This window comes from Enterobacter chengduensis, from assembly GCF_001984825.2.
In the GTDB taxonomy this organism is placed as follows: domain Bacteria; phylum Pseudomonadota; class Gammaproteobacteria; order Enterobacterales; family Enterobacteriaceae; genus Enterobacter; species Enterobacter chengduensis.
Window position 1 is genome coordinate 2913427 of sequence record NZ_CP043318.1, and the last position, 14665, is coordinate 2928091.

The window sequence follows — 14665 nt, forward strand, 5'->3', positions numbered from 1 at the left end:
CTTAACGATTATTTACATAAAATCTTAAATGATTATAAAAAATAATTGCATTTAAATCTGATATTTCTAGCCATTAAAATACCCAAATGTATAATTTATTTTTTCTTTGAAATGACAAAATAGCCTCCCACATGGTCAATTTCAATTCTATTTACCCCATGTGTTTTTCTACACCGCACAACTGAATAATTGCGAGCATTTTTACACCAAAACTCACTCAATTCACAACTTTATATTATTCCATTTGCAATAATCCTTCCAAGATTTTTCATCTCTAAATCCTGAACGATAATTACAATAAATTGCACCTGAACAATTCCAATGATCATATGCCGCATTTATATGGCCCCATGCACCATGAACTGGGAGGTCAACATTCGTTTTATCTTTGAACCAATCCCTTAATTTTTTTGTAACTTTTCCCTCAGGTTTTTTTTGTTCTCCATCGATTAATTTATAAGGTGCGAAACTCCAACTGCCTATAATAGCATCTTCATCATTAGGTTGAATAAAGTTAACTATCAAATAAATATCACCATGCGCGTTACCTTTTATGTTAAAAATAGCTCTATAAGAGACTGTATCACATCCCTTATCTGGCCAAGCCTCCCAATTTAAATTATCATTATTCATTATTTCTTTTTTTTTTGTAAATGGTGTCAGTGCGAGCATTTTACTGAATAAAAAAGCACCTGTATCTATATCAAGATTCATAGTTACATTCCGATATCAAAAGGCTTGCCAATAGGCTCAAGCACAGTTTTATAATTTGAAAGGAAAAATTGTGTTCCTCCTCCCTGACCAAAAACAACAGGTTCTTGTGATAATGCTTGTCCCGTTCCAGCAACTGCATCACGTTTTACACGGTAGGCCTGAATTTTGCTACGGAATCCAAAAATTCTATGTGGCTGTACCTGCAAACTCTCCCATAGTTTTTGTCTACTGCCGCCAGCGGCATCAAGAGTTGCCTTATCAAAATAAAAGCCAGATTGTCCAGGAGCACCGCCATAGATGACATCACCTTCTTTTAACATTGTGTTAGACCATAAGTCGCGTCCTTTGTACTCCCCATGACCTTGCCACTGCCTTCCGAAAGCAGCCTGATTATGGTCATTTGCTTTCGTCGGCGCACATCTTGGTTTCAACCCCCACGGATCCACCCACCCCAGCGCATTCGGCGCATACTGGTAAAGGTTAATCCCCCCCGCCAGCCCTATCGGATCCTGCTGCGTAAACCGCCCGCAGTCCGGGTCGTAATACCGGAACAGATTGTAGTGCAGCCCTGTCTCACGATCCAGGTATTGCCCCTGCATGCGCAGGTTCTGAGAATATCCTGATACCTGCGTTTCGCTTTCCCGAAGCAGCTTGCCCCAGGCGCTGTTCACACCTTCCCAGCGCACCTGCCCTTCGCTATCCGTCATCCGCTCCGGCGTGCCGTTGGGCTGGCAGTGGAACCAGAAAATCTCCGGGGCATCAACGCCGTCAATGCGCGCCAGCGGATCGTAGCTGTCCTGATCGCTGTAAACGTAGGTCAGCGGCACATCCCCGTGCACCTCCTGCAGCAGGCGGAACCCTTCCCAGACAAACCGGGTGGTGACCGCCCTGCCCGTTGGCTGTCCGCCCAGCATCTGGCGTCGCGTTTTGCTGATGCGTCGCCCGAGCGGATCGTAGCGGAAGCTGACCTGCATCTGCGGCCTGTTGCGGTCCCGCGGCTGGCTGATGACCTCCGTCAGGCGATGTTCGCCGTCGTAGCGGTAGTGCCAGCGGGTCTGGCCGTTATCCTTCTCCACGGTGCGGCCGTGGATATCATAATCCCAGCGGCAGGGCCAGCGACGCGGTGATAGGCGCTGGGCATTGCCGGTAAAGACGTCCCAGCGATGCAGTTCATCAAGTCGGTCGTATTCGCGGCGGGTGGTCAGCAGTCCTGTGTGCGGAGGGAAAGATTACATCGTCAAAAGCAGCTATGTGATTAACTAGTTGTTTAACGTTTGATTTATTTTGAACGAAAACTCCATGCCATAGCGTAGATTTTTAGATTCCAATTTTAACCTAGATTTTATTAATTTTGGAAATACCTTCTTTGAGAGGATTGTCTTTAACTCCTCGCCATGGATCGTCTAACAAAAACCTGGCAATAATGGTTTATTTTGTTTGAACAAGAGTAATATCATAGTAAATTTCTCGCCTTCACACACCTCATAAAATAGCGAATAAAATTCATGTTTCACATCTATATTTAAATCGAATTTCTCACTAGCGGAAGCGATCTGCAACTTATCTTTATTTGTAATGGAAAATGGTACAACAATACAGTGCTGAGCATTTTCATCCAATGAAAAAACATTCTCTGCTTTGATATTTACGTTTTCTCCAAACGTATCTTCTGGTAATGGATCGAATATAACATAATCCTTGTGAAGGACGGCGAATTAAGAATGATTGGCCTTTCCCCACTAACTCACATTTTCGTCATAGCCTGAGGTTTTTTACAGTATTTGACTATGCGAAATGAGAAAATCAACACATTGAATATATCTCTGACTCATTATACAAAATTACCTATTTTATATTCTATCGTTATTGTTGTTATATATACACTTTCTCCTTGAACATTGATTGATCATAAAGGATAACTATTTTCATTCAAGAATAACAACCCCATGACCGGAGTTGACGGATTCTAATTCAGTGGAAAATTCGTAATAATTAAACTTGATAACTTAAAAACTGTAGGTTACTATCGAATCTTACAAAAAATCTACTCTCAAACATTAGTTACCGCATTAAATAAAATGATAACTTTTTTAAAGAAATTAAAACCCAGAAAAGTTTTCAAATTCAAATAAAAGAGCATTGTTTAACATTCAGTTAATTAACACCTCACGCACTATAATATGTTAATCTTATGAAAAGAAAGGCTTGTTTTTTCCTTCTCTAGTCTGAGTGGCTATAATAACTTCATAAGCATCATTTTCACTTTTTTGTGCTTTCAATGCTTCTTCTGGAGTAATTTTCGACTCCTTTTCAATCATAGCAATAGTTCCGGTATCATATCGAATAAAATATTCACCATCTCTTTTGATTATGTCAATACCAAAACCTGTAAAAATAACTTCATTCATTTTTCATACCTCTATTTATTTATAATTGGTGTAATCAAAGCATCACCGACAGGTGTTTGATCTATTACGGCCTCAGGGATACCACCCGACGTCTTACCACCAGGAACCCAAAAATCATTAGCTCCACCCTCGTTGCCTGAAGGCATTCTAAGCCCTTGAGGTTTAGGGATATCTATTCGAACCGGTGAATCACCGAGATCTCCAGGGTCTAATCCTAGCATTTTCTCTAACTTCCCGACATCTCCGCCAGCTTTCTTAATGATATTATCAGCAACTGATTTTGGCATCACAAAATGACCAGATGGAGGACCAATCTCAGCTCTATTTACTCCCCAAGCAATTTTAGAAACACCATCGTTAAATAATGCAAGATGTTGCTTAACATAGGAAGGATTTAAATAGGTTTTTGGGTTTGGCCGATTGGGCTTAATCGTGCCTTTTAATGAATTATATGCCTTTGCTGCCCATGCCCTACTTGAGAAAACTCCTTTTGTCTTATTCTGGAAATCATTCCAGCTATTTCTGCAACTCAACCCCCACGGATCCACCCACCCCAGCGCATTCGGCGCATACTGGTAAAGGTTAATCCCCCCCGCCAGCCCTATCGGGTCCTGCTGCGTAAACCGCCCGCAGTCCGGGTCGTAATACCGGAACAGATTGTAGTGCAGCCCTGTCTCACGATCCAGGTATTGCCCCTGCATGCGCAGGTTCTGAGAATATCCTGATACCTGCGTTTCGCTTTCCCGAAGCAGCTTGCCCCAGGCGCTGTTCACACCTTCCCAGCGCACCTGCCCTTCACTATCCGTCATCCGCTCCGGCGTGCCGTTCGGCTGACAGTGGAACCAGAAGATCTCCGGGGCATCAATGCCGTCAATGCGCGCCAGCGGATCGTAGCTGTCCTGATCGCTGTAAACGTAGGTCAGCGGCACATCCCCGTGCACCTCCTGCAGCAGGCGGAACCCTTCCCATACAAACCGGGTGGTGACCGCCCTGCCCGTTGGCTGTCCGCCCAGCATCTGGCGTCGCGTTTTGCTGATGCGTCGCCCGAGCGGATCGTAGCGGAAGCTGACCTGCATCTGCGGCCTGTTGCGGTCCCGCGGCTGGCTGATGACCTCCGTCAGGCGATGTTCGCCGTCGTAGCGGTAGTGCCAGCGGGTCTGGCCATTATCCTTCTCCACGGTGCGGCCGTGGATATCATAACGCCAGCGAATGCCGTTCAGCTGCGTCAGGCGGTTGTGCGTGACCTTCTCAGCAGATCCTTCGAGCGGGTTACCGGCAGCATCCCAGCGCCACTGCTCCTGTCCGGGCAGCGTGCCGTCCTGAACCAGCAGGCGCCCGGCGCTGTCGTACTGCCAGCGGTACCAGCTGAACGGGTTATCGTCCCGCTCTTCCCGCACCAGATTATTGCGGTAGTCGTAATCCCAGCGGCGGGACCAGCGGCGCGGCGACGGGCGCTGCGCATTGCCGGTAAAGACGTCCCGCCGATGCAGTCGGCCGAGACGGTCGTATTCGCTGCGGGTGGTCAGCAGCCCCTGGGTGCGGCTGGTTTCACGGTGGAGTTCGTCGCGGGTAAAATCGGAGACCGACAGCTTATCGAGCGCAATGCTGAGCAGATGCCCGCTGCCGTAGTAGAACTGCTTCAGCTCGCGACCGTCGGGCAGCGTGACGGAGGTGCGGTTGCCCAGCGCGTCGTACTCCCACGCCAGCTCGCCGTGCTCGCCCGCCTCGCGCGTGACGCGACCGAGCGCGTCATACTCAAAGGCGAGCTCCTGCTCTGCCTCGGTGGTCCACGCGTCGGCTGAAAGCGCAGGATGCAGCCCTATCCGGCTTAAAAGCCCGGACGGAGTATAGTGGTAGCGGGTCTGGCCTTCCGGCGTGGTGCGGGCGACCAGCTGGCCGCTCGCGCTCCAGGCGAAGGCGTGGGTGATAGCCTCCGGATGACCGGCGGCAAAGGTGCGCGCAATCGTGCGCCCGCAGGCATCATAGCGATACTGCGAGGCTACGCCATCGAGCCCCACCTCTTCCAGCAGCAGCGAGTCTGGCCCCCAGCGGAACCGGTACGCTTCGCCGTTCTCGTTTTCCAGGGCGATCAGACGCCCGCGGCTGTCCCAGCGGCGACGCACCTCTTCCCCCTGGGTATTGCGCGTCGCGGTTAAGCGCCCCGCCTCGTCGTACCGGAATTCGCTCTCTTTCCCGTCGGCGCCCGCATGCTTCACCGGCAGGCCGCGTTCGTTCCATTTAAGCGACTCCGTCCAGCCTTCCGGACGATCGAGCTGCACCGGACGCCCTGCGGCGTCGTAGCGGTAGCGCGTCTCTTCACCGTCGGCGCCAGTCTCGGCCACCAGCCAGCCCAGAGGGTGATAGCGGTAGCGGGTAATACGCCCGGAACAGTCCGTCGAACGAACAATCTGCCCGGCCTCGTTGTACTCCTGGTAGCGGCTGTTTCCGGCGGCATCGACCTCTTCCACGACCTGGCCAAACTCGTCCCGGCGCAGCTGCGTGGTCTGCCCCATCGGGTCCACCACGCGCTTCAGCCCGTGATGTTCGTCGTACCAGAACCGGGTGGCGCTGCCGTCGGCTTCGATAATCGCCGCCGGAAGCGCGCGGTGCTCCAGCCAGGTGGTGGTGCGGGTATTGCCGTCGGCGTCGGTCTCCTGCACCCGGTTGCCCATCTCGTCGTAGACGAAGGTGACGGCGTTACCGAGCGGATCGATGCGACGCGTCAGAAGCTCGTTGTCGTCCCACTCGTAGCGCCAGTTTTCACCGCGCTCGTCAACGTAGCGGACGATCAGATTTTGCGCGTTCCAGTAGTGGCGGCGCGTCTGACCATCGTAGTGCTCGACGGTCGTCAGCCCGGCGGCTAAATCGTAGCTAAAGCGGCAGCCGTCGCCGGTGCTGGTGCGGTTTTCCACCACGCGCCAGTGGTCCAATTTTTTCCAGCGGTATTCGCTCTCCAGACCGCCCGGCATCCGGTGCCAGACCATCAGGCCATGGTCGTTGTAGCGGTATTCACGCGTCACCACGCCGGAGGCATCCGTCGCGCTCGCCAGCTGGCCGCGCGCGTCGTATCCCCACTGCATCAGCGGCCATGCCTGGTCGCCGTCGAAATGGCTGGCTGCGGTCACGCGCAGCGGGAAGCGCTCATCTTCATAGCGCAGGGTGACGTCTATCGCCCGCGGCTCATCGTGAAGGCCGACCAGCCTGCCGTGCTCGTCCCACGCCGTCAGCAGCGCGTTGCCGTATTCGTCGCTGAGGGAGGCCAGGCGCAGTATGGAGGGATTCGCCCGTGTTGGCTTATACAGACGCCACACCGCGCCGTCATCGTCGGCAATTGCCACGTCGCCGCTCTCGTTGCGGCGGATAATGATGCCTTCGCTGATGCTGTAAAACGCGCGGTCGACCGGCGGCAGCTCAAAGCTCAGCTCGCGCCCGGTTTCATCAAACCAGGTGGCGTTGTTGTCTTCCAGCGTCAGATAGCTGTCAAAGGGGGTTGCCCAGCCCAGACCAAACAGACCTTCGCGGGTGGTCAGGCTGTTGTAGCTGCGCTGCCAGCGAAGCGGGAAGCGCCCCGGCAGCGAGAAGTCGAGCTCGTCATCGTCGTTCAGCACCTTCACGCCGGTGGCGGCGTGAACCGGATGCGAGGAGCCAAACACGGCGTTGACGGCCATGTCGGCCAGCATCCCGCCGCCGGCCGCCGCCAGCGCGCAGGGCATGTTTTTCAGGATCTTGCCCGGACGCCCGCGCAGCAGGGAAAGCGCGATCATCCCCAGCGCCAAACCCGGGGTTTTGCCGCTTTTGATATCGCGAACCGTGAGCGTGTCGCCGCCAATGATCACGTTTGGTGAGACGTCGTCGGAAACGGTGCCTTCACAGGTGGTGCGATCTTTCGCGCGCACCGCAGGCTGCCCGTTGATAAAGACGCTTTTGGAGCCTTCCGCCAGATACTGCGGCCCGGAGTGTTTTTCGCACGCCACCTTGTCTTCTTCCAGCGGCGAGGTTCCCGCGGCGGCAGAGGCCACGCTCGGCTGCCACATTTCGCTGCCAAACTGTCCGGCGGCGGAAAGCAGCATGCCCGCGTAGTCGGCAAAGCTGCCGGGCGACTGGGGCTCAGGTGAAGGGGTATCCGCAGGCGTCAGCGTTCCCGCCGCGCGCGCGGCAGGGATCGCATTCGTCAGAACGTTATTCGAACCGGTGGTAATTTTGCCCGCAGGCGACGGAGGGAAAAGCGCATTGCCCAACCCTTCCGCGGCGTTGCTGATATCGTCGGTGATCCCCGCCACGTTTGCCAGCACGCCGCCAATGATGCCGCTGAGCAAGCAGCTGGAGCCGATTGCCGCCACGCCTGCGGCCGCCGCCCCTGCACCCAATAATGGCGCCGCCACGGAAGCGGCCGCGCCCACCGCCGCGCCGATCACCGCATAGGCGGCACCTTCCGCCACGATGCTGGTGATGTCAGCAAAAATGCTGGAGTGAATAATCTCGTCGCCCTGACGGGCCGCGCTGTTATCGCTCATGCCTTACACGTTCCGCTTGTCGTTTAGCGTCAGACTCTGCTTAAGCGCGCTCCAGCGCACCTCGTCCTCTTCGGTGAAGGCTCTGAGCGCCGAGAGGGTAAAAATCATTAATACCGGTTTGCCCGGCGTCTGTACGGCCAGCTGTTTTTGCCACAGGCGCTGCCCGTTGCGGTCAAAGGTGGTCTCAACTTCCAGCCCGTTCGTTTTTCCGTCAGGCCCGGCTTTTACGTTCCGGAATTCGCTCTGAGCAATTTCGCCCATCTGCGGACGCAGCACGTCCCACTGGCGATGGAATTCTTGTTCGTAGTCGCTGCCATCGGGGATCGCGCCGCGGCTGACCACCACGGACAATCCGCTTTCGTCATCGCGAATAATGTTCATGCTGTTATCCTGCCAGGCAGCAGGAAAGAGGGAAAACGAACCTTCCTGGAGGGTGTATTTCATAAGTGAACTCGGGATGATTAATATTGAGAGAAATAAAAAGGCCAATCCGTGGTGGCCTTTGTCTGGCTTTATATTATTTACGCCATTGACCGGATTGTTCGACTAAAACACGGTTGCCCTTGCTGACAACCAGTTTCACAGGTGCATACGTCACGGTATAAGCGATCTCGCCATTCTTGTACGTTGAACCGATTATTTTACCTGCGGAGTCGCGTAACGTTTTTCCCTTTAAAGAGATCGTACTGTTATCGCTTTTGCGCACGCCGAGATAAACCATCTCGTCACATTCGCTCTCGAAACGCCCGCACCTGTTTATCAGCGAAATATCGAACTTTTCGGTGTCCAGTTTTCTGGTCTCCGCGTTTTGAACCGAAGCGGCTTTACGTAACGTATAACGCAGCGGAGCATAATAATTTCCTTTTTGAGGAGGAGTAACTAAGCGCCATTCCATTTCACTCCCTTTTATTTCCAGAACAGCCCGTCCACCGACGCCGCCAAACGATGAGTTGAACTCAACGTTGGCACGATTACCTGCGATCGTACCGCTAAGATTACGCTCATCCTCATCAGGGCAATCTATGCGATTTCCTCTTTGAGAGATATAACAATAAGACCCGGTGATACGGTTGCCTGATTCAGCTAATCGCAGGGTTAACGTTGAGTCGTTTTTGAATTCACCAGCCCATACCCCGTCAAACGTGACTTCTGACCGTATGTTCGCTGCAAAATGCATCGTTGTGAATCTGGCGGCCCACTGCTGGATATCAGCATTAATGACCTGAGTGTTATCAGAGGACTGGTAATGGATAACGTTTGATTCCGGAACCACCCAGGCCGCAAAGATTTTACCGTCAGGATTGATGACCAGCGCTGACGCATTCTCCTGATAAAGATCCTTTAGCCAGCCTTCAACAAACAATCCGCCACCTGCGGTGGTATGCGGTTCGCCAAAGAAATCAAAGTTAGCAATAAAGGTCTGGTAATGATTTCCCAGCGTTTTCCTGAGAATGTCAGCCACTTCGCTGTCATTAACGATGCGACTTACCGTATCGAGCTTATTGTATTGCGATAACTCAAGCGCCGATGACGTTTCAACGACGCCTGTCAATAAAGCGGTTAACAATACAGCTGCCAGATATTTTTTGGTCATAAATTACTCTGAAGAACCATTATCGTAATTCATTGTTATTTTTACAACCTTATTGTCCTTAACCTCAAAAGAGAGCAATTTCTTACCCAATTCATAGGAAATCCACTGCTCTCCGGAATCATTTTCGACCTGGCCACTACCGTAAGCGTTATTAAGTTCATTTATTGTTGAACCAATATGGATTCCGCGAGCTGTTTTGCCATCCGCAGCAGTTAGCGTAATCTGCGACACAATATAATCGTCAACGCTTCTCTCTGCCTTATCCCACCAAAGGTTGGAACTAAATATTTCTAACCCAGACCTTTGATGCTGGAAAAATTTATAATTTGTTCCGTCAAAAGGAACCTCACCGACAAAACGGCCTTCAACCGGCAACTCAACTTTATCTGCAATGTCATTAGTCCATCTGTCGCCCAATGCGACAGACTGTTTGTTTATTTGCACAGAAAAATCGGGAGTTGCTAAAAGAGTACGTGATGAATTTTCAACTTCTTTATTGATTGGAGCAGTCGCCGCATAACTGTTCAAACTGCAGAGCACCAGAACAGAACAGAAAACACTCAGAATTTTCTTAGTCATAAGTTGTTCCATTACTTAAATTTTGGAATATCATATGATAGGTTTGCACCAGGGAAATTATCAAACATTTTCTTCATGTTTGATGTTTGGGCTACAGCCCAGTTGACATCAGTTGCATACTGATGCGTTCCTGGCGAAGCTGGGTTCCATCGCATCTTATAAAGATTATTTTGGGCATAATCCGCATTATTAATGTATTTTTCGGAAATCCATTTCGCACCACCATCTATCGCTTTTTCTGGTGAAGTCCATCCCATTTTATATGCATAATTGGAACCTGTTTTAACGGCATTTCCATCTAAAGCGCCAATACCGTACATATTATAAACTTTTACACCGTTGACCTCGACACCTTTTGCCAGTTCACTCGCTCCGTTACCTGTTTCAAGAGCAGAATGCGAGGCGAGGTAAACTTCACTGACATTGTATTTCTTTGCTGCATCAAGATATGTTTTTTCTTGACCTTCAAGTACGCCTTTCCCTTTCAGGAAGGTAGCCATATCAGTTTCAGAAACACCTGATGAAGAGGAGAGATCCAGGAACTGATATTTATCAGTTCCAGTATTGAAATTGTCCGGGTTTGCATATTTCTTAATATCATCTTCAGAGGCGTTAACAAAGCCTCGTCGCGTCCACTTTTGAGGTTTAGCCTTTAAATTCTTTTGCTTATCCACCATGTCCTGCAACGAATAATCATATTCACTGGTTTTGTCTGTGCCGGTTGATGCAGCTGAATTGTTTTGCGCAGGTGCCGGTGCCGCTTTGCCCGATCCTCCGGCAACTCCAGCACCGGCAGATTTTTTAGCCTGATCCGGAGAGAAATATGCCTGCACCGCCGCATCAATATCCCCTTTATGCCCCGATCCCGGCGCCGTTGTGCCCGGCTTGGTTCCCGAGGTATTTAGATGCAGCTTACCGCCCGTGGTGATATACCCATCCCCTTCCACGAAGAAGTTAAACTCTTTGCCAATCAGGTTAATCTTGCCGTTAGCGTTGAGTTCAATGGCGCTCTCACCGGAGACCAGCCGCAGCTTCGTCCCGGATGCAATGACATACTGCTCTACCGCCGCATCCAGCTTGCCTTTGCCCGTCAGGATCTCGGTGCCACCTTTCACGGCCTGGGTCTGGTTCGCTTCCACGCGATGCAGCTCGTTTTTCTTCACGTAATGGCTGCGCTCGCCGCCGACGCTGTGCGTTTCATCATTTTTAACGCTGGTGTCCATGTTACGCTCGGCCTGGATCCACACCTGCTCTGCGCCCGCTTTATCCTCAAAGCGCAGGGCGTTGGCGTTATCGACTGAACCGTCTTTCGTCCGGCTCATAAAGCCCATCTGCGTCGCCGCTGCCGGCAGCGCCCACGGCGGCATGCTCGCGTCGTTGTACACGCGGCCGGTGATTATCGGACGGTCCGGGTCGCCGTTGATAAAGTCCACCACCACCTCATCGCCGACGCGCGGGATCTGCACCCCGCCATAGCCCTGGCCCGCCCACGCGCTCGACACCCGCACCCAGCAGGAGCTCGTGTCATCGCCCTTCGCCAGGCGGTCCCAGTGGAACTTCACCTTCACGCGACCGTATTTGTCCGTCCAGATACTCTCGCCCTTCGGCCCCACCACCTTCGCGGTCTGCGGGCCGTAGGTGCGCGGCCACGCCGTGGACTGCGCCGGGCGATAAGAGACCGACGCCGGGATGACCGTAAAATCGGTGCGGTGAACGGTTTCCCCCTCGCCGCTCGCGTAGCGGTTCTCCTCGAAGTGGTAGCCTGCGGCGGTCACCAGATACTCGCCGTTGTCGCTGAAGAACGGGGCGTTGGTCAGCGTGAAGGTGTGACCTGGCGCTATCCCCGCCGCCGTGGCGGTGGCCTGAATCTGCTGATGCTCAACCTGCCAGCGCTCCTGGCGGATGCGGGCGTAGAACTCCCCGTGCCCCTTGTCCACAAAGCGTCCCGGCCAGTCGTACACGTCGATGCTGCCCGGCTTCGGCGACGCCGGGTTCTGCTGGGCCTGGAACAGCCACGCGTTCGGCTTGCGGAAGTCATAGTCGTCGAGGCTGTAAATCCCCGGCGTCACGCTGTCCTCCAGCGCCCACTGGCCGATGCCCTCTTCATCCGTACTGCCGCCCGACGGCGTCTGGTGGTAAGGAATGACCTCATAGCCGCTGAACGGCTGATGCTGCGTCGCGGCGTCGGTGAGTACCAGGGTATGTTTGTCCGCCTCGTGGCGGAAGTGGTAGGCAATCCCCTCCAGCTCCATCAGGCGGCTGATGAAGTCCAGGCTCGACTCCTGATACTGCACGCAGTAGTCCCACACCCGGTAGCTGCCGGTGAGTTTGTCCTCAACGTTGACCTGATGCTCACCGAGCAGGGTTTTCACAATCTGCGGCACCGTCTGGCCCTGGAAGATACGCAGGTTACGGTCGCGCTTCATCGGCCACAGGTCCGGCTCCACCGTCAGCTGGTACACCGCATAGCGCGTGCCCGTCAGCTCAACAGCGCTCACCGCCACGCGGGTAATCTTGCCGTTAATATAGCGGGACGTCAGCAGGTTCTGCGTCGGGATGGTTACCGTGACAGGCTGGCCCAGCAGCTTACTGCGGTCAATGCGCGCGTCCGTGCCGAGCACGGTCAGCGTCAGGGCGAACGACTCGGACATCGCCTCGCGGCCCGTCAGTTTCCAGAACAGAAGCCCCTCCACCGGGAGCTGAACGGTAATTCGGTTGAGCATAATCTTTATTCCATCTAGCTTATGCGATGCAGGAAAGGGGTTCGCATCTGTGATAAAGCGTCATTCAAGAAAGGGGCTTTTCCCTCTTGAACATCCAAAAAACAAGAGAGTAGATTTTCAGTAACTCTGAAGTGACAAATAAGCCTACATTCAACCAGATGTTTGAAATATCAAACATACTTACTAAAAGAGGGAAAAATGAGACCGAACATCTGAATGAAATCAAGCGAAATAATTCCTGCGCAAGAGCAAATTTAATCGCTCCGATCTTTCGCTTGAAGAATAACCAGGCCGAAGTACACAAAGAGAGTAATAAAAGTAAGTCAAGCACAAAAAAAAGCATGACCAAAATGCTGAAACCATCACCTGCATAATAATGCAACGAATCACTAAACGCTTTTGCATCAGAAATGAATGGAATTCTGTCGTGGCGAACTGAATTCACGCAATAAAGCAATATTGCGAGAAGATCCATACTTCCCCAGAAATACCATAATTTGCTATTTAAATGAGCGAGGTTATTTTGTGTACGCCCGATATTGTTATTTACAAAAATGGGGAGGCACATGTTGGCTTCAACTCAACTCTCCGGGTTAGGATTAAATTCAAAACGCATAAACAGGAGAGACAATCTTCTCGCATTCCCTGGATGAAGCCTCTGGCTTCGAAGATCGCACACTTCCATAATCTCTCCTGTTTATATTCCTACGGATTCACCAGCCAGGTGCCCGGCTTGGCGATATCCAGCGTCTGGCCGCGCGTTCTTCCGTTGCCCTGCAGTTCAATCTTCACCTCACCGGCCGGCAGCTTGAGCGAGGCATAGCCGTTAGCTCCCGGGCGCAGCGCTTTAGGCTCGCCGTTCACCTTCAGCGTTTCGCCATCGAGGATCCGGATATACACCAACGCAACAGGGCTCGCGGCAGGCGGTGGCGTCTGCTGTGCCGTCGCCGGCTCGCTCACCTTCGCCGTCTCTGGCTTCACGTCCGGCGCGTTCGCGGCGGTCTCCGTTGGACGCGTCTCTGTCGGTGCCTGCGCAGCCTGCTCAGGCGCGTCATTGCCGCCGCTGAACAGCATCGCTCCGGCGACAACGCCCACCAGCACGCCTGCGGCTACCAGGCCTGGGATCCTGTAGCGACGCCAGTCGAGGAGCGACGCCGGTTTTTCATCTTCCACCGGTACCAGCATCGTGCCGGGCTTTTTCGCGGTCAGCACGTCGTTGATGCCCGCGACCGGCATCTCGATCAGCGCGGCGAACTCGTCGATGGACTGCGGACGATCCTCCATGTGCAGCGCCAGCGCGCGATCGATGGCCTGCAGCAGCGGAATGGAATAGCCCTGCGGCATGATTTCCACCAGCGGTTTGCAGGTATCCTGGATGGAGCGCACCACGCTGACCGGCGGCGGAGAGCCCACGATCAGGGTACGCAGGACGGCGCCGAGGGCGTAAATATCCGTCCACGGCCCCTGCTCGCTTTCGTTGTCGTCGGTGTACTGCTCAATTGGCGCAAAGCCCGGGCGCAGCATGGTTTCCGTTTCGTCAGAAAGGTTGCCGATGGTGCGGCGCGCTGAGCCGAAATCGAGCAGCACCGGCAGGCCGTTATCCTGGATCTGGATGTTATCCAGGGAGATGTCGCGGTGCAGGTAGCCTTCGTCGTGGATGGTCTTGATTGCGCCAAACAGCATCGGCAGCGTGCGGCGGATCCAGGCTTCGTTGATCAGCTCCGGTTTTTCTTCTCGCAGGCGCGACAGCGTGGTGCCGCTGTAAAACAGCGTCCCCATGTAGGCCGTATCGTTTTGCACCCAGAAACGCAGGACGTGCAGCAGGTTCGGGTGGTTAAAGCGCGCCAGCAGACGCGCTTCCTGAATGAAGCTGTTCAGGCCCGCGGAGAACGCTTTGCCAAAGCGCTCGCTGCGCAGCACCAGGGTCATGTCGTCGCCGCGCACGGCGAGCGAGGAAGGCATAAATTCTTTGATAGCGATAGTGCGTTCGAGCTGGTGATCCCACGCGCGATAGACAATGCCAAAACCGCCGCCGCCGATCACCTCTTTGATTTCAAACTCGTTGAAGCGGTACCCGACCGGGAGCGCGTTTGGGACAGTCCGATTGTTATCATTATCCGTCATCTTTTACAG

The 14665-nt window shown here is 53.1% G+C and carries 9 protein-coding genes and 1 pseudogene; all 10 read right to left on the minus strand.

Features of this window, described 5'->3' with window-relative positions; genetic code table 11:
• Positions 1-222: 222 nt before the first annotated feature.
• Positions 223-714 (minus strand): hypothetical protein, encoded by a 492-nt coding sequence (locus FY206_RS14185; RefSeq protein ID WP_072001210.1) that lies wholly within the window; start codon positions 712-714, stop codon positions 223-225.
• A 2-nt stretch (positions 715-716) separates the two neighbouring features.
• A pseudogene (locus FY206_RS14190) lies at positions 717-1925 on the minus strand (RHS repeat domain-containing protein); the annotation flags it as partial.
• Between the two features lie 978 nt (positions 1926-2903).
• The gene (locus tag FY206_RS14200) at positions 2904-3122 is read right to left on the minus strand and encodes a hypothetical protein (protein ID WP_032641096.1); all 219 of its coding nucleotides are present in this window, start codon (positions 3120-3122) and stop codon (positions 2904-2906) included.
• Between the two features lie 11 nt (positions 3123-3133).
• Positions 3134-7636, minus strand: coding sequence for an RHS repeat-associated core domain-containing protein (locus FY206_RS14205; RefSeq protein WP_032641098.1), 4503 nt, complete (start codon positions 7634-7636; stop codon positions 3134-3136).
• Positions 7637-7639: 3 nt separating this feature from the next.
• Positions 7640-8080: a DcrB-related protein gene (locus FY206_RS14210; RefSeq protein ID WP_032641100.1), complete on the minus strand. Its 441-nt coding sequence runs from the start codon at positions 8078-8080 to the stop codon at positions 7640-7642.
• Between the two features lie 73 nt (positions 8081-8153).
• Positions 8154-9230: a hypothetical protein gene (locus FY206_RS14215; protein WP_032641102.1), complete on the minus strand. Its 1077-nt coding sequence runs from the start codon at positions 9228-9230 to the stop codon at positions 8154-8156.
• Positions 9231-9233: 3 nt separating this feature from the next.
• A complete protein-coding gene (locus FY206_RS14220; protein WP_237422961.1) occupies positions 9234-9809 on the minus strand; it encodes a hypothetical protein in 576 nt (191 codons plus the stop codon).
• Between the two features lie 11 nt (positions 9810-9820).
• Positions 9821-12532: a type VI secretion system tip protein TssI/VgrG gene (gene tssI, locus FY206_RS14225; RefSeq protein ID WP_032641104.1), complete on the minus strand. Its 2712-nt coding sequence runs from the start codon at positions 12530-12532 to the stop codon at positions 9821-9823.
• A gap of 64 nt (positions 12533-12596) precedes the next feature.
• Positions 12597-13007 (minus strand): hypothetical protein, encoded by a 411-nt coding sequence (locus FY206_RS14230; RefSeq protein ID WP_229267760.1) that lies wholly within the window; start codon positions 13005-13007, stop codon positions 12597-12599.
• 230 nt (positions 13008-13237) lie between these two features.
• Entirely contained in the window at positions 13238-14656 is a 1419-nt protein-coding gene (locus FY206_RS14235) for a serine/threonine protein kinase (protein ID WP_032641109.1), read from the minus strand.
• Positions 14657-14665 lie beyond the last annotated feature (9 nt).

Coding starts and splice junctions, on each gene's coding strand:
- FY206_RS14185 (WP_072001210.1), bottom strand. CDS start 714: ATGAATCTTGATATAGATACAGGTGCTTTTTTATTCAGTAAAATGCTC.
- FY206_RS14200 (WP_032641096.1), bottom strand. CDS start 3,122: ATGAATGAAGTTATTTTTACAGGTTTTGGTATTGACATAATCAAAAGA.
- FY206_RS14205 (WP_032641098.1), bottom strand. CDS start 7,636: ATGAGCGATAACAGCGCGGCCCGTCAGGGCGACGAGATTATTCACTCC.
- FY206_RS14210 (WP_032641100.1), bottom strand. CDS start 8,080: ATGAAATACACCCTCCAGGAAGGTTCGTTTTCCCTCTTTCCTGCTGCC.
- FY206_RS14215 (WP_032641102.1), bottom strand. CDS start 9,230: ATGACCAAAAAATATCTGGCAGCTGTATTGTTAACCGCTTTATTGACA.
- FY206_RS14220 (WP_237422961.1), bottom strand. CDS start 9,809: ATGACTAAGAAAATTCTGAGTGTTTTCTGTTCTGTTCTGGTGCTCTGC.
- tssI (WP_032641104.1), bottom strand. CDS start 12,532: ATGCTCAACCGAATTACCGTTCAGCTCCCGGTGGAGGGGCTTCTGTTC.
- FY206_RS14230 (WP_229267760.1), bottom strand. CDS start 13,007: ATGGATCTTCTCGCAATATTGCTTTATTGCGTGAATTCAGTTCGCCAC.
- FY206_RS14235 (WP_032641109.1), bottom strand. CDS start 14,656: ATGACGGATAATGATAACAATCGGACTGTCCCAAACGCGCTCCCGGTC.